This is a genomic window from Actinoplanes siamensis, from assembly GCF_016862395.1.
GTDB lineage: Bacteria > Actinomycetota > Actinomycetes > Mycobacteriales > Micromonosporaceae > Actinoplanes > Actinoplanes siamensis.
On sequence record NZ_BOMW01000018.1, the window covers coordinates 1 to 15,774 of the forward strand.

The following is a 15,774-nucleotide window of genomic DNA, read 5'->3' on the forward strand; positions in this document are numbered from 1 at the left end:
GGCTTCACCGCGAACCGGGCCACCACGCACGCCGGTCGCGCCGCCTGGCCGGGCCAAGGCCCGCGCCGCCGTCGCCACGGCGCGGTCCGCTTCCCCAAGGACGATCGCGGCGGTACGGACGGAGCCCGCCGACTGCGGCGTCCGGCCCGGGTCACGGCCGGCCCGGCCCCGCCGAAGGGCAGCCGGCGCCGCCAACCGGCCGGCTGGGACGGGGTGTCCCACGCGCCGCCGGCGGATCAGCTCCGGCGGCTCGGGCGGTTGGGCCGGCTGGTCCGGGTGCGGTAGCCGTACCGGTGCAGCAGCGGGAGCGCCAGCGCGGTAGCGGTCAGCCGCGGCCCGGCGCTCTGCTCCTCCCGCCACCTGTCGTCCACCCGCAGCACGACGTCGCCGGTGCGGAACCGGCCGGGGTTGCCGGCGATCGTGTGGTTCGGCTCCAGGCGCACCGTGGTGTCGCCGGTGAACGGCCCACCGGCCGCGTCCATCCCGGCGAACCCGAGCACGCCGTCGATGGTCGCCCGGGGCGCGGCCACGAAATCCTCGTAGCGCAGCAGCCGGTACCGCCGGTCGTAGGCCCCGGCCAGCCGCTCCAGGAGGGCGTTGCGGATCAGCCAGTGCATGGTGCTGGCGGCCGGCGCCTCCTGGTGCATCAGTGCCGCCTTCGCGCGGTCCACCTGCGGGGTGGCCCGCATCCAGGAGTGCGTGACGGCCCGCGGGTCGCGGATCATGTGCAGCAGGTACGGCTCGATGCCGGACATGCCGGGCAGCAGCGCGGCCACCGACGGCACCTTCGACGAGTCGACGATCAGCCGCGCGCCGGTGACCTCGGCGATCGCGTGGTAGAGCCGGTTGGTGACCCGGCGGTACTCCTCGGCCTCGGGGCTGGCCGCGGGACCGGTGAGGGCAGGTGTGTGGCGGACCCGGATCGCCTCGCGCTGCAGCCGCGAGATGTGCTGCGGACACGGCCGGTCGGCGCCGAACGCGGCGTCGAGAATGTCACCCCACAACCGGCAGCGCGGAAACACCACGCCGCACCCGCATCTGCGCCCCTCGGTGAGCCCGCGACTCCAGAGATAGAACAGCTCGCCTGTGGAGAAGACGCCGTCGTACGAGTTGAGGATGTTGTCGACGATGGTGGTGCCGCTGCGCCCCCACCCGGCGATGTACAACACCTTCAACGACATGTCGGGCCGTCGCCCACGGTGCGGGCGGCGATGCGCCGCGACTCGGGTCCCTCGGCACGCGCCATCAACTTCCTCCCGCCGTTGACTGATTCATCCCAAGAATCACGTATTGCGAGAGTTTAAACGGACATATCCGGCTTGTCCCACTTGGGGGTAGCCGGGGCAAGGCAGAGGCGAACATCTCTTTCCGGTACGCCGCCGGCTTTCCGGCCTTGCGCCGGACGGCATCTCTGGTACGAGGTGAGATCATGACCGCCGATACGACACACCTCCCGCAGCGCTTCCGCCCGCCCGCGCCCACCACCGAGGGTGGCCTGGTCCATCGGCGGGACGCCGTCGTCGCCGAGATCCCCGGGTTCCGGCCGCTGGCCCTGGACCTGGCCGCCCCCGCCAAGCCGGGGCCGCCACGCCCGGTGATCGTCTGCGTCCACGGCGGGGCCTGGCTCTCCGGCCGCAACAAGGGCGAGACGCCCGGCGGGATCGCCGAGCGTCTGCTGGACGCCGGTTTCGCGGTCGCCCGGGTCACCTACCGGCTCAGTGCGGAGGCGCGGTTCCCGGCCCAGTTGCACGACGTCAAGGCCGCCGTGCGCTGGCTGCGTGAGCACGCCCGCGAGCTGAGCCTGGACCCGGAGCGGGTCGGCGTCTGGGGCGACTCGGCGGGCGGCCACCTGGCCTCCCTGGTCGCGCTGACCGGCGACGACCCCGACCCGGCGCTGTCCGGCCGCCACGGGGTGGCCCCGGTCTCCGACGCCGTGCAGTCGGCTGTCGTCTGGTACGGCCCGTCCGACCTGCTGACCATGGCCGCCCAGAGCCATCCCGAGGGCGTCCAGGACCACGACGCCGCGGCCTCGCCGGAGAGCCTGCTGCTCGGCGGGCCGGTGCAGACCCGGCCGGACGACGCCGCGGCGGCCGGCCCGGTCACCTACGTCCGCGCGGACGGCCCGCCGATGCTGCTGCTGCACGGCGCCGAGGACCGGGTGGTCCCGGCCGCGCAGAGCCAGGAGTTGTACGACCGGTTGGCCGCCCTGAGCGGTCCGGTCACGCTGCGGATCGTCCCCGGCGCCGACCACTGCTTCACCGGCACGGACCTGGAGCCGCTGGTGGCCGAGTCGGTCCGCCACTTCCGCGCGACACTGTCCTGATCGCGATCAGGACAGCGCGGCGGCGACGATGCGCTGGGCGGTGAGCGGCTGCTCGCCGCCCATGTTCAGGGTGTTCACCGAGAAGACCAGCCGGCGGCGCAGGTCCCGGGTCGCGCCCATCCCGTTGTTGTAGCCCGGCCGGTCCCCCGACTTGCCCCAGACCACCAGGTCGCCCATCGGGATCCGGGTGAGGCCGGCGCCGTACGACGCGGGGCTGCCGTCCTCCTTCCGGCCCGGAGCCCAGGTCGGTACGTCCGGAACGGTCAGCATGGCGTCCAGCGCCCAGTTCGGCAGCAGCCGCCCGCCGAGCAGCGCGACCAGGAACTCGTCCAGGTCCCCGGTGGTCGAGATGATCTCCGCGGCGGCCCACTGCAGCGTCGGGTTCGACCGGGTCACGTCGAGGTACCGGATCCGGTCCCCCTCGACGATCTTCTCGTAGCCGTGGGCGTGCGGCCCGGGAACGTCCACCCGGGCGCCGGGCAGCGACGTCCCGCGCAGGCCGAGCGGCCGGATCACGCCCCGCCGGACCGCGTCCGCGTACGGCCGGCCGGTGACCCGCTCGATCACCAGCCCGGCCACGATGTAGCCGATGTTGCCGTACTGCTGCCGGCTGCCCGGCTCGAACAGCGGCGTCTCGTTCCACAGCACCTGCGAGCCGGGCCGGAAGGTGTCGTACCGGTGCACGCGGAACCACGCCGGGTCCTTGTGCGGGATCTCGGCGGCGACCAGCCCGTGGGTGTGGTCGAGCGCGTGCCGGAGCGTCCCGGCGTACCCCTCGGGCAGCAGGTCCGGCAGGTAGCGGCGCAACGGCGCGTCCAGCTCGACCAGCCCGGCGGCCGCCAGTTGCAGGACCGCGGTGGCCGTGAACGCCTTGGTCATGCTGCCGATCCGGAACCGTGCCTCCCACGGGACCGGCCGCCCGGTGCCGATCTCCGCCTCCCCGGCCCGCCCGCGCCAGCGTCCGGCCGCGCCCTCGACCCGGACCAGGGCGCCGCTGACCTCGGCGCCGAGCGGATGGATGGCGGCGTGAAGGGCCGCCGGCCGCAACGGCGGCAGCGCCGAGCCGGCGGACGACCGGGCCACCGCCGGAGTCCCGCCCACCGTCGCGAGCACCCCGCCCGCCAGCACCCCACCCAGCAACGAACGTCGATTCACCGGACACCTCCACTCAGGTCGGACGATCGAAGATCACCTTTCCGGACGAAGGCGGTCCGGCCATCGGGGTCCGTCCCGGACACTCCCCCGATCCCCGTCCCCTAGGTGGCGCTGAATCGGCGGACCGGCGGCACGGTCGACCGCGAGCGGGCCGCGGACCGGATCAATAGGCCTGCCGGACCGGATTCCTCCCGGCCTCGATCAGCTGCGGGACGGTGACCATCCGGAAGCCGCGCCGCCGCAGGCCCTCGAACATCACCGCGAGGCCGCGGACGGTCACCAGCCGGCGGCCGTCGCCCTCGTCGTGGGCCAGGATGATCGAGCCGGGCCGGACCGAGTCGACGATGTCGCGGGCCTGGCCCATCGGGTCGTCGCGGAACTTCAGCTCGCGCATCGCCTTGGACCAGAGCACCACGTCGTAACCCATCCGGTCGGCGGCCAGCAGGGTGGAGCCCCCGAGGTGACCGAAGGGCGGGCGGAGCAGCGTGACCCGGCGCCCGAACTGCCGGCGGATCTCGTCATCGGTGCGGCCGAGCGAACGCAGCACGCCGTTGAGGTCGAGGGTGGCGAGATCGTCGTGCGCCCAGGAGTGGTTGCCGATCCCGTGCCGGTCCATCCGGCCGCGGACCAGGTCGGCGTTGCGCTCCAGCCGGCTGCCCACCATGAAGAACGTGGCCGGGACGTCCGCGGCGTCCAGCGCGTCGAGCACCATCGGCGTCCAGTGCGGCGCCGGCCCGTCGTCGAAGGTGAACGCGACGAGCTGCTCGGTGGTCTCCACGTAGTACCGCACCGTGACGCCGGGGTGGTGCACCGCGTCCAGCACGTCGGCGGCCGCGGCGTAGCCACCGGCGACCGGCGGGCGGTCCCAGCCCAGCCAGTGCGGGATCTGGCGGGCGCCGGCGGCGCCGGCGAGCACTCCGGCGGCACCCGCCAGAGCGGTGCGCATGGCCGCCCGCCGGCTCAGCACGGAACTGATTCCGGCGTACGGATCTCAGCCGCTGCCACTGCCATGGTCGAACCCCCGTAAGCCCGGCAAGGAGAAGTGCCCGGATTCTGTCCGGTCCTGTCAAGTCCGGGGTATCAACCGGCGGCGGACCGGGCACCGGGATGCGACGAAGTGGACGACGCGGGGCCGGCAACCTCACTCTCCCGTGGACCGCCCGTCCGGTGGACGCGTCCGGTGGATGGTCGCCGGTAGCCTGTCCGGCATGTATTCCTCGCCGCATGTCCGGGTCTCGGACGCCGACCGGGAGTCGACAGTCGCGCGGCTGAGCGCGGCTACCGCCGAGGGCCGCCTGACGATCGAGGAGTTCAGCGAGCGGTCCCGGCAGGCCTACGCGTCACGCACCTGGGGTGAGCTGTCGGCCGTGCTGCACGACCTGCCGTTGCCCGCCGTGGCGTACCAGCAGGTCCGGCCTGCGCCCCGGGCCGCCGGCGGCAACCTGCCGCTGATCGCGATGATCCTGGGTCTGGCGTCGCTGCCGCTGGTGGCCTGCGGGGGCGTCGGGCTCAGCGGGCTCAGCGGGGTGGCCGCGATCGTGCTCGGCGTGCGGGCGCTCCGCGGCCCGGCCCGCCAGGCGCCGCGCGGCCGGGCGATGGCGATCGCCGGCGTGGCCGGCGGCGCCGCCGGCACCCTGGGGCTGGTGGCGCTCTTCCTGACCTCGTTCCTCTGGGTGGGCTTCTAACTCAGCAGGGCCCGGAGGCGGGCCGGGATCAGGCGGTCGATCAGTCCCGCCTCGGCGCCGATCAGCACCCGGGAAGCGTTGCGCTCCATCCCGTCCAGCACATCTCGCGCGGCCTGGTACGGCGTGCTCGCCCGGTGCGGGAAGACCGCCGTGACGTGCACGTTCGTCCCGGCGTAGGCGGCCCGCAGCCCTTCGGTCAGCCGCTTGGCCGCGACCCGCCGCCCGCGCCGCCCACTGTGGTCCGCCGCGACCTCGACCAGGTGCGCCTCGGGCCGGACCCGCAGCGCCGGCTGGAACACCCGGAACACCGGATCGGCCGCGCCCCGGCCGGACCCGGCGCAGTGGATCAGGCCGTCCACCTCGCTCCAGCGCCGGATCACCGCGGACGGCAGCGCCTCGGTCACGGCCGGGTCGGACAGGTCCAGCACGTGCGTGGAGAGCAGCAGCGGCGCCACCACCTGGCGGGCGGTCTCGCCCAGCGCACCGGCGTCGACGTCGGTGGCGGCCACCCGGGCGCCGCGCCGGACCGCCTCCAGCGTCAGGGCGCGGCCGATCCCGCCGCCCGCGCCGGTCACCACCAGGGTCCTACCCGCCACCCGCATGCCACGCCCCCTCGGATAGTGACGGTGATCACGCTACTGCGGCCCGGCAAAGAAAGGCAACGGGCCGATGTGACCTTCGTTCCGGCTTACCGCGCGCCCCCGGGCTTCCGTGGGTCGCGCGCCCCCACGCGTCCCCAGGGCTCCCACACGTCTCCAGCGGGAGGGAGGGAAACGGGCGGAGCGGGCGCGGCAGACGGTCCGGCGGGGCGGGCGAGCGCCCGGGTGGCCGGCGAGCCGGCTCACCCGGGCGGCGCTCAGTGCCGTGCGCCGAGCAGCCGGTTGCTCGACTTGGCGGCGGAACCGGCCCCGGTCGTCCAGTCCGGGTGCCCCGGCATGGGCGGCGTCTCGGTGCCGTAGAGCCAGTCGTTCAGGAAGACCCGCAGGTCCTGGTGGGCGACCCGGGAGGCGAGGGCGATGAAGTCCTGGGTCGAGGCCGACTTGCCGCGGTACGCGCTGACCCAGGTCCGCTCCAGCGCGTCGAACGCCTTGGCGCCGATCTTCTGACGCAGGGCGTAGAGCACCAGCGCGCCACCGTCGTACACGTTCGGGTTGAAGACGTCCCAGATCGAGCCGGACTTGAGCGGTCGGGCCACCGGTCCGTACTTCGTCCGGTACTGATCACCCAGGGCATAGACCGCCTTGAAGTACGACTCCAGGTCCGGCTGGCCGGTGTAGTCCTCGAACTGGCCGTGCTCGTCCGCGTAGGCCAGCTCGTACCAGGTGGCGTGGCCCTCGCTCTGCCAGACGTCACTCCACTGGTACGGCGCGACGCTGTCGCCGAACCACATGTGCGCCAGCTCGTGCGCCATGATCGGGTCGAGCACGAACGCGGGCGTCCCGAACAGGCCGGTGTCGTACAGCGAAAGGGTCTGGGTCTCCAGGGCGAAGCCCAGATCGGTGTCGATGACCAGCGAGCCGTAGTTCTCGAACGGGTACCGGCCCACCTTGCTCACCATCCAGGCCAGCTGGGACCGCTCCACGTCCGCCTTGGGCAGCAGGTCGGCGGCGAGCCGGGTGGGCACCACGTCGCGGATCGGCACGCCGCCCACCGACGGGCGCTGGTGCACGGTGAAGTCGCCGACCGCGAGCTGGATCAGCTCGCCGGCCATCGGCTTGGACTCGCGGTAGACCGAGGTCACCGCGGCGCCGCGGGTCCGGTCGGCGACGTGCCGCCCGTTGGCGACCGCGGCCCAGCCGGACGGGCGGGTCATCGAGATGGTGTACGTCGCCAGGTCGCGCGGGTGGTCGTTGCTCGGGAACAGCTGGTGCGACTGGTCCGGCTGACCGGCCATGATCGTGCCGTCGGCGGTGGTGACGAAACCGGCCGGCGAGTCCGCGTTGGCCGGGATCGGGGTCGCCGTGAAGCCGCTCACCGTGACCCGGAAGGCCTTGCCCTTGGCCAGGGCCCGCGCGGGCGTGACGATCAACTCGTCGCCGTCCCGGGCGAACCGCGCCGGGCGGCCGTCGACAGACACCCGGCCGACCGCGTCGCCGCCGAAGTCGAGGTCGAAGCGGGACAGGTTCTGGGTGGCGACCGCGGTGATCGTCACGTCGCCGGTGACGGTCTGCGCGGGGTCCTTCGCCGGGTAGCGGATCGCCAGGTCGTAGTCCTGCACGTCGTACCCGCCGTTGCCGAGCAGCGGGTACAGCCGGTCGCCGAGACCGGCGGATCCCGGGCTCGCCCCCGATCCGCCCGCGTGCGCGGGTGCGGGCACGCCGGCCACCAGGACCAGTGCGGTGGCGCCGGCGGCGAGCAACCCCGAGAGACGTCTTTCGATCAGTGCGCTCATGGCCGCCGACGTTACGCCCACCACTGTGGACTCACCAGGGGGCGGGGGCCATCGAGCGCCTTCTCCGAGCGGATGCGCGGCGGGCAGCGCATGCGGGCCGGCACGCCGCCCCGGGGCAAGGTGGGCTCCGACACCACGTACCTCGGACAAGCGCCTTGTCTCGGATCAGCGCCTCGCCCGGGATGAGGGCTTACCGCCGATGAGCGTCTTGCCTCAGAGGAGGGTCGTGACGAACGTCTCCAGCCGCGCGAGGCCCTCCCGCAGTGCCTCGCGCGACGCCGCGTACGACAGACGGACGTGACTTTCCGCGGTGGCGGCGCCGAAGTCCCGGCCGGGCGTCACCGCGACGTGCGCCTCCTCCAGGGCCCGGCGGCAGAACTCCCAGGCGGTCAGGCCGGTACCGGTGACGTCGAAGTAGGCGTAGAAGGCGCCGTCCGGCGGGACCGGAACCGGCAGGCCGATCCGGGCCAGGCCGTCCAGGACGATGGCCCGGCGGGCGGCCAGCTCCCGGCGGCGGTCCTCGCAGATCGCCAGCGACTCGCCGGTGAAGCACTCCAGCGCGGCGATCTGCGCCGGGGCGGAGGCGCAGAGGAAGTAGTTCATCGCGAGCCGCTCCACGGCCGGGACCAGCGCGGCAGGCAGCACACACCAGCCCAGGCGCCAGCCCGTCATCCCGAAGTACTTGGAGAAGCTGTTGATCACGATGGCGTCCGGGTCCGCGGCGAGGATGCTGCGCGGCGGGGTGCCGTCCGGCGCGGGGTCGGCCAGATCCAGGTAGATCTCGTCGACGATCCGCCAGGCGCCCCGGGCCCGGGCCTGCTCGCAGACCGCGACCAGCTCGCCGAACGGGATCGAGGTGCCTGTCGGGTTCGACGGGCTGGCCACCATGACCGCGCTGGTCCGGTCGCTCCAGACCCGGTCGACGGCGGCGGTGTCGAGCTGGTACCGCGACGCGGGCGTGGTCGCCGCGGCGACCACCCGGCCGCCGAACGTCTCGACCAGCTGCCGGTTGCACGGGTAGGACGGGTCGGCGACGATCACCTCGTCACCCGGATCCGTGGTGGCGGCCGCGACCAGCAGCAACGCCCCGGAAGCGCCGGGCGTGACGGCGATCCGGGCCGGGTCGACGGTCACCCGGTGCCGGTCCCGGTAGAAGCCGGCGATCGCCTCGCGCAGCGCGGGCAGCCCGAAGGCCGGTGTGTACGGCAGCGGGCGGCCGTCCATGACCGCGCGCATCGCCTCGCGGACCGCCGGGGGCGCGCCGAAGTCCGGCTCGCCGAGCCCGAGCCGGACGATGTGGTGGCCGGCGGCCTCCAGCTCGCCGGCCTGGCGCCCGAACGCCATGGCGTGGAACGGCTCGACGGCCTGGGCACGCTGCGACAACCTCATCAGAACTCCTCCGGTCGGACGCAGCATTTCACCTCGCGGGGTCCCGCGGGCGCCGGGGCCTCCCGGCGCCGGCCGCCGGCTGGCCGCCAGGGTCTCTCCGGGTGGCGGAGGCGCCTCCGCGGGCCAGCCGGGCGTGATGCCGGCTTACTCGGAAGCCGCGGCCTCTTCCCGGGCCGGGCCGGGGGCCGGGTCCGGCTCCACGGGCGGGTCGCTGAGCTGCTCGCGCAGATAACCCCAGATCACCGCGACCAGCGCGGCGACCGGCACGGCCAGCAGGCTGCCCACGATGCCGGCCAGGTTGCCGCCCAGGGTGACCGCGAGCAGCACCACAGCGGCGTGCAGCCCGAGGCCCCGGCTCTGCACCATCGGCTGGAAGACGTTGCCCTCCAGCTGCTGCACCAGCAGGATGATGCCGAGCACGATCAGCGCCTTCACCCAGCCGTTGAAGACCAGCGCGATCAGCACCGCGACCAGGCCGGCGAAGACCGCGCCGACGATCGGGACGAACGCGGTGACGAAGGTCAGCACGGCGAGCGGCAGCACCAGCGGCACGCCGACGATCCACAGGCCGAGACCGATGAAGATCGCGTCGAGCAGGCCCACGAACGCCTGCGCGCGGACGAACGAGCCCAGCGTGTTCCAGCTGCGCGCGGCGATCTCCGGCAGGTCGGTGCTGAGCCGGCCGGGCAGCTGGCGCCCCAGCCAGGGCAGGAAGCGCGACCCGTCCTTGAGGAAGAAGAACATCAGGAACAGCGCCAGGATCGTGGTGACCAGGCCGTTCACCACCGTGCTCACCCCGGACAGGGTGGCGTTCGCGATGCTGCCGACGCTCGCCTGCATCTTGTCGACCGCGCTGTTCAACCCACTGTTGACCTGGTCGTCGCTGATGTTCAGGGGCGGGCCGGAGGCCCAGTCGCGAACCGTCTCGATGCCGTCCACCACGCCCTGGGCGAGTTTGCCGGCCTGCGCCGACACCGGCACCGCGATCAGCACCACGATGCCCACGACCAGGGCCAGGAACAGCACCGTGACCACCGAGGCGGCCAGCGCCGGCGGCCAGCCCCTGCGGCGCAGCAGGCGCACCGGCGGCCAGGTGAGCGTGGTCAGCAGCAGGGCCACGACCAGCGGCCAGAGCACCGACCAGGCGATCCCCAGCAGTTCCAGGAACAGGTAGAGAAGCAGCAGGATCAGCAGTGTCTCGGCGGAGACGCGGGCGGCGTTGCGCATCGCCGAACGCGTCTTTCCGGTGTTCAAGGTGGGCCCCATCTGGATCACCTTACGGAACGGCGGTCCGCCGGAAGCTCGCACGTCTCGAGGCCGGCGGCGGTCACGCCGGGCGGAACGGCGTCACCACGACGCTGTGCCGCCGGGCGCCGGCTGGCCTCGAGGGTGAGCGTGGAACCGAGGCGCGGGCCGGGTGCGCGCGGGCGGAGGTGAAGGGGGTGCGGGCGGGTGGGAGTGGGCTGGCGGGCCGGGGCGTACAGGCGCGGTCGGGGTTCAGCGGCGCCAGGGGCGCAGGCAATGGTCGATCATGGCCAGCTGCCGGCCCGGGTCCACCATCGGCGGCGCCATCACGGCGTTGACCTGCTGGCCCAGGCAGATCGTCAGCACCACGTCGATCACGTCGGCCGCCGGGATGGACGGATCCAGCTCACCGTCCTCGACGGCCTCGGTGAACCGGTGCCGGAGGAGACCGCCCCAGTAGTCGCCGAGATCGGTCTGGGTCTCCTGGATCTTGGAATTCGCCGCGAGCCGGCCCCAGAAGCCGACCACCACGAACGCCTCGTCCAGCGTCTCCTTGGTGAGCGGCAGGATCTCGCGGATCATCGCGTAGAACGCCTCCAGCCCGCGCAGACCGCGCGTCGCGGTCGCGATGCGGGCGTTCGTGCGCTCGGTGATCCGGGTGTACGCACCGGCCGCCACCTCGTCGAAGCCGTCGAAGTAGTGCCACAGCGCGCCGGTGCCTATGTTCAGCTCGGCGGCGATCGCGCGGCTCGTCGCGGCGGACATCCCGTCGCGCGCCACGACCGTCAGGTAGGCCTCGACTATCTCGGAACGTCGCTGGTCGTGATCGACGATCTTCGGCACGTGATCCCCTTCCCGCGCGACAGGCTACCGGGATTTGTTCGCTGTGCGCACCGCGAGGCCACTTGTGCGGTCTGTTACCGCCTCGTAAATTCCGTAGCACACGGAGTCGCCGCCAACACCCCTGGTGATGACTGCGCGGTCCAGGGACCGTCACGGCGTGACCCGCCGGGATGGTCCGCAGGCGACCCGGGAGGTCACGAATGACGTTCTACCGGCAGGTGGGCAGCATCCCGCCGAAGCGGCACACCCAGCACCGCCGGCCCGACGGCGGGCTCTACGCCGAGGAGCTGGTCGGCGAGGAGGGCTTCTCCTCCGACTCGTCGCTGCTCTACCACCGCGGCATCCCGTCGGCGCTCGTCGACGCGCGCCCGTGGCAGCTGCCCGACCAGACCCTGACGCCGAACGCCCCGCTCGTCCCGCGGCACCTGCGGCTGCACGCCCTGGAGTTCAAGGACGCCGATCCGGTGACCGGGCGGCGCCTGGTCCTGGGCAACGCGGACGTCCGGATCTCGTACTCGGCGGCCACCGAGCCGTCGCCGTACTACCGCAACGCCATCGGCGACGAGTGCGTCTACGTGGAGCGCGGCAGCGCGACCGTGGAGACGGTGTTCGGCGCGCTCACCGTGGGCCAGGGCGACTACGTGATCATCCCGCGCACCACCACGCACCGGTGGGTCCCGGCCGGGCCTGATCCGTTGCGGACGTACGCGATCGAGGCGAGCTCGCACATCGCCCCGCCGGCGCGCTACCTGAGCCGCTACGGACAGTTCCTGGAGCACTCGCCGTACTGCGAGCGTGACCTGCGCGGGCCGGTGGAGCCGCTGCTCGCCGAGGGCACGGACGTCGAGATCTACGTGAAGCACCGCGGCGGCGGGACCGTCCACGTGGTGCCGGAGCACCCGTTCGACGTGGTGGGCTGGGACGGCTGCCTGTACCCGTACGCGTTCAACATCGCCGACTTCGAGCCGATCACCGGACGGGTGCACCAGCCGCCACCGGTGCACCAGGTCTTCGCCGGGCAGAACTTCGTGATCTGCAACTTCGTGCCGCGCAAGGTCGACTACCACCCGCTCGCCGTGCCGGTCCCGTACTACCACTCGAACGTCGACTCCGACGAGGTGATGTTCTACGTGGACGGCGACTACGAGGCGCGCCGCGGCTCCGGGATCGGCAAGGGGTCGATCTCGCTGCACCCGGGCGGGCACTCGCACGGCCCGCAGCCGGGAGCGGTGGAGCGCTCGCTGGGCGTGCAGTTCTTCGACGAGACCGCGGTCATGGTCGACACCTTCCGGCCGCTGGACCTGGGCGAGGCCGGCCTCGAGGCGGACGACGGACGTTATGCCTGGTCGTGGTCCGGGCGCGGCCCGTCCACGCCGGCATGACCGCGCTCTTCGCACGGCTCTTCGACGACGCCGCGCTCTTCCCGCCGGGGAACGCGCCGATGGCCGAGGCGGTGCCGGCCTGGCTGCGCCGCGAGGGCGACCTGGTCGGCCCGTTCGTATTGCCGTGGGCCCGTCTGCCGGAGGTCGGCGTACACCTCGATGCCGCCGGGCCACCGCTGGATCTCGCGCTGATCGCCGCGCCGGCCGATCTGCCGGCCGCCGCCGGCCGGATCGCCGACCACCCGGGTCTGCGTCTGGTCGCGGTGGAGGCGCCGGTCGCGGTCGGCGCGGATCAGGTGCGATCGGTGGTACGTACGACGGCCGCCCTGCCCCCGGACGTGACAGTCGCCGTGGAGGTACCGCGCACGGGCGGGCGGGACGAGGTGCTCGACGCGCTCGCCGGCTCGGGGTGCCGCGCGAAGCTGCGGACCGGCGGGCTGCGCCCCGACCTGTTCCCCTCCCCCGCGGAGCTGGCCGGCACGATCCGGGCGTGCGTGGCCCGGGGCATCGCGTTCAAGTGCACGGCCGGTCTGCACAACGCGATCCGGCACGACGAGCACCACGGCTTCCTGAACGTGCTGCTGGCCGCGTCCGACCCCGGGTCCGCCGAGACCCAGCTGCTGCGCACCGACGCCACGGCGATGGCCGCGGAGGTACGCGGCTGGTCGCCCTCGGACATCACCCGCGTGCGATCCGTCTTCACCTCGTTCGGCACGTGCGACGTCGCCGAGCCCGTCCACGATCTCGTCCGCCTCGGCCTGCTCCCGGAGAGAATTTCCGCATGACCTGGCTTGATCTGCCCGAATCCACCGGGTTCGGGATCGCGAACCTGCCCTACGGGGTGTTCTCCGCCGGATCGTCCGCGCCGCGCACCGGCGTGGCGATCGGCGATCACGTGCTCGACCTGGCCGGCCTGACCGGGGACCCGGTGCACGCCACCGGGTCACTGAACGCGTTCATGGCGCGGGGCCCGGCGGCGTGGTCCGCGCTGCGCTCGATGATCGTCGCCTGGTTGACCGATCCGGCCCATCAGGAGCGGGTCACGCCGCACCTGCTGCCCCGGAACTCGGTCACCATGCGGATGCCGTTCGAGGTCGCCGACTACGTGGACTTCTACAGTTCCCGGAACCATGCGGAAAACCTGGGGCGGCTGTTCCGGCCCGGCTCGCCGCCGCTCACGCCGAACTGGACACACCTGCCGATCGGCTATCACGGGCGGTCCGGGACGGTGCGGGTCTCCGGCACGCCTGTGGTGCGGCCGCGGGGCCAGGTCCTGGACGGCGGCAAGCCGGTGTTCTCGCCGTCCCGGCGGCTGGACATCGAGGCCGAGGTCGGGTTCGTGGCCGGGGTGCCGTCGCCGCTGGGCTCCGCGGTGGCGGTGCGCGACTTCCCGTCGTACGTCTTCGGGGTCTGCCTGGTCAACGACTGGTCGGCGCGGGATCTGCAGGCCTGGGAGTACGTGCCGCTCGGGCCCTTCCTGGGCAAGTCGTTCCTGACCTCGGTGTCGCCGTGGGTGGTGCCGTTGCCGGCCCTGGCCGCGGCGCGGGTCGCGGCGCCGGCACGGGACGAGCCGCTGCTGCCGTACCTGGCCGACGACGACCCGTGGGGGCTGGACGTGACGCTGGAGGTTCGCCTGAACGGGACGGTGGTGAGCCGGCCGCCGTTCCGCGGGATGTACTGGACGGCCGCGCAGCAACTCGCGCACCTGACGGTCAACGGGGCAGCGCTGCGGACCGGGGACCTCTTCGCGTCCGGGACCGTGAGCGGGTCGGCGCGCGACGAGTGGGGATCGCTGATCGAGCTGACCCAGAACGGGACGCGGCCGCTGACGTTGCCGGACGGCTCGGTCCGGTCGTTCCTGGAGGACGGCGACGAGGTGGAGATCAGCGCGACGGCGCCGGCCGCGGACGGCTCGCGGATCTCCTTCGGCTCGGTGACCGGGCGGATCCAGCCGGCCGGGTGATCTGTTTGGGCGGACCCGGCTCCCGCCCCTTTTTCGGAAAGGACGGGAACCGGGTCTCCCCCCAGGAAGGTCTCTATTCCCGGAAATCAACCTACCCCGATGTCGTCAGCGAATATCGCGCCGCCCGGAGAATATCCTGTTAAGTATTAACGATCGTTAATGTGGACCTGCGGCTCGTCCGCCAACACGGCGGTGGAGGCCGGGCGGGCGCCGGCCCAGAGGTTGAGCGCTCCCCGGGATTACCGAGGTGGGCGGCGGCGCGGATCGGCGCGGTATGCCGCACCGGACCGCGGCGGTCTCCCGCAGGCCTTCGCACCACAGCGGAGGCCCCGCCCGGCGGGAAAACCGGACGGGGCCTGGGAAGTGCGAATTACTTGACGACGACAGTGCTCACGATCTTGTCGGCCAGAGTCTGCTTCTTCTGGTCCCACAGCGGCCACAGGTAGCCGATGTCGCAGATGATGCCGTCAACGATGTGCGCCAGGTCGCGCAGGAACGCCTTGCCGGTGCCGATCGGCTGGCCGGTGGAGGCGTCGACCAGGCGGATCCCGAGGGCCTTCTTGCCCCAGCTCTGCCCCTTTCCGCCGTTGAACCAGCGGTTGAAGCCGTAGGCGATGACGCCGAGCAGAACGAACAGGTAGTAGGCGCCGGTGACGGTTGGCGCACCGGTCACCTCGTCGGTGCCCCGGCCGAAGATCACAGCCAGCAGCACGAACGGCAGGTAGACCAGGTTGTCGATGATGGAGGCGCCGACGCGCTGGATCCAGCTGGCGTAACCGGTGACCGGCGCCGGGCCGTAACCGGGCGCGCCGTAGGCCGGCTGGCCGTAGGGCTGCTGGCCGTACGGCTGCTGCGGCTGCTGGCCGTACGGCTGCTGCGGCTGCTGCGGCTGCTGCGGCTGCTGGCCGTACGGGTCGCCCGGGGGCGGGGGATATGTCATTTCGAGGATCCTTTTATCAGGCCCAGCTCACGCCGAGCCGGTGCAGTTGGAAAAGCCAGCTCGCCGTCGCCAGCAGTCCGGCCAGCCATTCAGTCCGTCGCCGCCCGGCGGGCGACCACGGTTTCGGAGGAGCCAGCACACCCGCGGCGCGCAACGCCACCAGTGGGCCGACCGCGACCGCGAGTGCGGCCAGACCGAAGATCACGGGGTTGGCGTGGAGCGCCGCGCCGAACTCGCCGCGCACCAGCGCGACGGCAGCGGTGGTCAGACCGCAGCCCGGGCAGGGCACACCGGTCAGCGTGCGCAACATGCACGGCACGCCCGCACCGGTACGGCTGGTGACGGCAGGCCACAGCACGGCGGCCCCGGCGACGAGCACGCCGAAGCCACCGATGCGCTCCGGCACGGAGAAGCTTCGCAACGGCACACCTCGTGATCAAGAAAGGCGCACCGATGA

16 protein-coding genes are annotated in these 15,774 nt (G+C 72.8%); 6 read left to right on the top strand and 10 right to left on the bottom strand.

Annotated features, from left to right (window positions below):
* The coding region (locus Asi03nite_RS08915; RefSeq protein WP_203678081.1) for a hypothetical protein at positions 1–285 on the top strand (285 nt) is incomplete at its 5' end.
* Here Asi03nite_RS08915 and Asi03nite_RS08920 read toward each other — a convergent pair.
* Positions 237–1,181, bottom strand: coding sequence for a sulfotransferase (locus Asi03nite_RS08920; RefSeq protein WP_203678082.1), 945 nt, complete (start codon positions 1,179–1,181; stop codon positions 237–239). The genes Asi03nite_RS08915 and Asi03nite_RS08920 overlap by 49 nt on opposite strands.
* 248 nt (positions 1,182–1,429) lie before the next feature.
* On the opposite strand from Asi03nite_RS08920, the gene Asi03nite_RS08925 reads away from it, so the two are divergent.
* The gene (locus tag Asi03nite_RS08925) at positions 1,430–2,323 is read left to right on the top strand and encodes an alpha/beta hydrolase (protein ID WP_203678083.1); all 894 of its coding nucleotides are present in this window, start codon (positions 1,430–1,432) and stop codon (positions 2,321–2,323) included.
* Between the two features lie 6 nt (positions 2,324–2,329).
* Here Asi03nite_RS08925 and Asi03nite_RS08930 read toward each other — a convergent pair whose 3' ends face one another.
* A complete protein-coding gene (locus Asi03nite_RS08930) occupies positions 2,330–3,478 on the bottom strand; it encodes a serine hydrolase domain-containing protein (protein ID WP_203678084.1) in 1,149 nt (382 codons plus the stop codon).
* A gap of 163 nt (positions 3,479–3,641) precedes the next feature.
* Positions 3,642–4,445: a polysaccharide deacetylase family protein gene (locus tag Asi03nite_RS08935; RefSeq protein ID WP_239102555.1), complete on the bottom strand. Its 804-nt coding sequence runs from the start codon at positions 4,443–4,445 to the stop codon at positions 3,642–3,644.
* Between the two features lie 241 nt (positions 4,446–4,686).
* Here Asi03nite_RS08935 and Asi03nite_RS08940 point away from each other — a divergent pair, with 241 nt between their 5' ends.
* Positions 4,687–5,163 (top strand): DUF1707 SHOCT-like domain-containing protein, encoded by a 477-nt coding sequence (locus tag Asi03nite_RS08940; RefSeq protein ID WP_203678085.1) that lies wholly within the window; start codon positions 4,687–4,689, stop codon positions 5,161–5,163.
* Here Asi03nite_RS08940 and Asi03nite_RS08945 read toward each other — a convergent pair.
* The 5 genes from Asi03nite_RS08945 to Asi03nite_RS08965 form a co-directional block, all read right to left on the bottom strand.
* Positions 5,160–5,765, bottom strand: coding sequence for an SDR family NAD(P)-dependent oxidoreductase (locus Asi03nite_RS08945; RefSeq protein WP_203678086.1), 606 nt, complete (start codon positions 5,763–5,765; stop codon positions 5,160–5,162). The two genes, Asi03nite_RS08940 and Asi03nite_RS08945, sit on opposite strands and share 4 nt — an antisense overlap.
* A gap of 254 nt (positions 5,766–6,019) precedes the next feature.
* On the bottom strand, positions 6,020–7,555 hold the full coding sequence (locus tag Asi03nite_RS08950; RefSeq protein WP_203678087.1) for a M1 family metallopeptidase: 1,536 nt from the start codon (positions 7,553–7,555) through the stop codon (positions 6,020–6,022).
* A 213-nt stretch (positions 7,556–7,768) separates the two neighbouring features.
* On the bottom strand, positions 7,769–8,944 hold the full coding sequence (locus Asi03nite_RS08955; RefSeq protein ID WP_203678088.1) for an aminotransferase class I/II-fold pyridoxal phosphate-dependent enzyme: 1,176 nt from the start codon (positions 8,942–8,944) through the stop codon (positions 7,769–7,771).
* Positions 8,945–9,088: 144 nt separating this feature from the next.
* Complete coding sequence (locus Asi03nite_RS08960; protein WP_203678089.1) at positions 9,089–10,210, bottom strand: AI-2E family transporter; 1,122 nt, start codon at positions 10,208–10,210, stop codon at positions 9,089–9,091.
* A 231-nt stretch (positions 10,211–10,441) separates the two neighbouring features.
* The gene (locus Asi03nite_RS08965) at positions 10,442–11,032 is read right to left on the bottom strand and encodes a TetR/AcrR family transcriptional regulator (RefSeq protein ID WP_203678090.1); all 591 of its coding nucleotides are present in this window, start codon (positions 11,030–11,032) and stop codon (positions 10,442–10,444) included.
* 200 nt (positions 11,033–11,232) lie between these two features.
* On the opposite strand from Asi03nite_RS08965, the gene Asi03nite_RS08970 reads away from it, so the two are divergent.
* Genes Asi03nite_RS08970 through fahA form a run of 3 tightly spaced genes read left to right on the top strand, consistent with a single transcriptional unit; the run spans position 11,233 to position 14,377 of the window.
* On the top strand, positions 11,233–12,414 hold the full coding sequence (locus Asi03nite_RS08970) for a homogentisate 1,2-dioxygenase (RefSeq protein WP_203678091.1): 1,182 nt from the start codon (positions 11,233–11,235) through the stop codon (positions 12,412–12,414).
* Positions 12,411–13,199 (top strand): hypothetical protein, encoded by a 789-nt coding sequence (locus Asi03nite_RS08975; protein ID WP_203678092.1) that lies wholly within the window; start codon positions 12,411–12,413, stop codon positions 13,197–13,199. Before Asi03nite_RS08970 ends, Asi03nite_RS08975 begins: the two co-directional genes overlap by 4 nt.
* Positions 13,196–14,377, top strand: a complete 1,182-nt coding sequence (gene fahA, locus Asi03nite_RS08980) for a fumarylacetoacetase (protein WP_203678093.1) — start codon at positions 13,196–13,198, stop codon at positions 14,375–14,377. The genes Asi03nite_RS08975 and fahA overlap by 4 nt, the downstream gene beginning before the upstream one ends.
* Positions 14,378–14,747: 370 nt before the next feature.
* Here fahA and Asi03nite_RS08985 read toward each other — a convergent pair whose 3' ends face one another.
* Together Asi03nite_RS08985 and Asi03nite_RS08990 are read right to left on the bottom strand one after the other, a co-directional pair.
* A complete protein-coding gene (locus Asi03nite_RS08985; RefSeq protein ID WP_203678094.1) occupies positions 14,748–15,317 on the bottom strand; it encodes an RDD family protein in 570 nt (189 codons plus the stop codon).
* Between the two features lie 16 nt (positions 15,318–15,333).
* The gene (locus tag Asi03nite_RS08990; protein WP_203678095.1) at positions 15,334–15,738 is read right to left on the bottom strand and encodes a DUF2752 domain-containing protein; all 405 of its coding nucleotides are present in this window, start codon (positions 15,736–15,738) and stop codon (positions 15,334–15,336) included.
* Between the last annotated feature and the right edge of the window lie 36 nt (positions 15,739–15,774).

Excerpts from the sequence above, each read along its gene's own strand:
- Asi03nite_RS08940 (WP_203678085.1), top strand. The coding sequence starts at position 4,687 with ATGTATTCCTCGCCGCATGTCCGGGTCTCGGACGCCGACCGGGAGTCG.
- Asi03nite_RS08985 (WP_203678094.1), bottom strand. The coding sequence starts at position 15,317 with ATGACATATCCCCCGCCCCCGGGCGACCCGTACGGCCAGCAGCCGCAG.
- Asi03nite_RS08975 (WP_203678092.1), top strand. The coding sequence starts at position 12,411 with ATGACCGCGCTCTTCGCACGGCTCTTCGACGACGCCGCGCTCTTCCCG.
- Asi03nite_RS08945 (WP_203678086.1), bottom strand. The coding sequence starts at position 5,765 with ATGCGGGTGGCGGGTAGGACCCTGGTGGTGACCGGCGCGGGCGGCGGG.
- Asi03nite_RS08955 (WP_203678088.1), bottom strand. The coding sequence starts at position 8,944 with ATGAGGTTGTCGCAGCGTGCCCAGGCCGTCGAGCCGTTCCACGCCATG.
- Asi03nite_RS08925 (WP_203678083.1), top strand. The coding sequence starts at position 1,430 with ATGACCGCCGATACGACACACCTCCCGCAGCGCTTCCGCCCGCCCGCG.
- Asi03nite_RS08970 (WP_203678091.1), top strand. The coding sequence starts at position 11,233 with ATGACGTTCTACCGGCAGGTGGGCAGCATCCCGCCGAAGCGGCACACC.
- Asi03nite_RS08950 (WP_203678087.1), bottom strand. The coding sequence starts at position 7,555 with ATGAGCGCACTGATCGAAAGACGTCTCTCGGGGTTGCTCGCCGCCGGC.
- Asi03nite_RS08920 (WP_203678082.1), bottom strand. The coding sequence starts at position 1,181 with ATGTCGTTGAAGGTGTTGTACATCGCCGGGTGGGGGCGCAGCGGCACC.
- fahA (WP_203678093.1), top strand. The coding sequence starts at position 13,196 with ATGACCTGGCTTGATCTGCCCGAATCCACCGGGTTCGGGATCGCGAAC.
- Asi03nite_RS08960 (WP_203678089.1), bottom strand. The coding sequence starts at position 10,210 with ATGGGGCCCACCTTGAACACCGGAAAGACGCGTTCGGCGATGCGCAAC.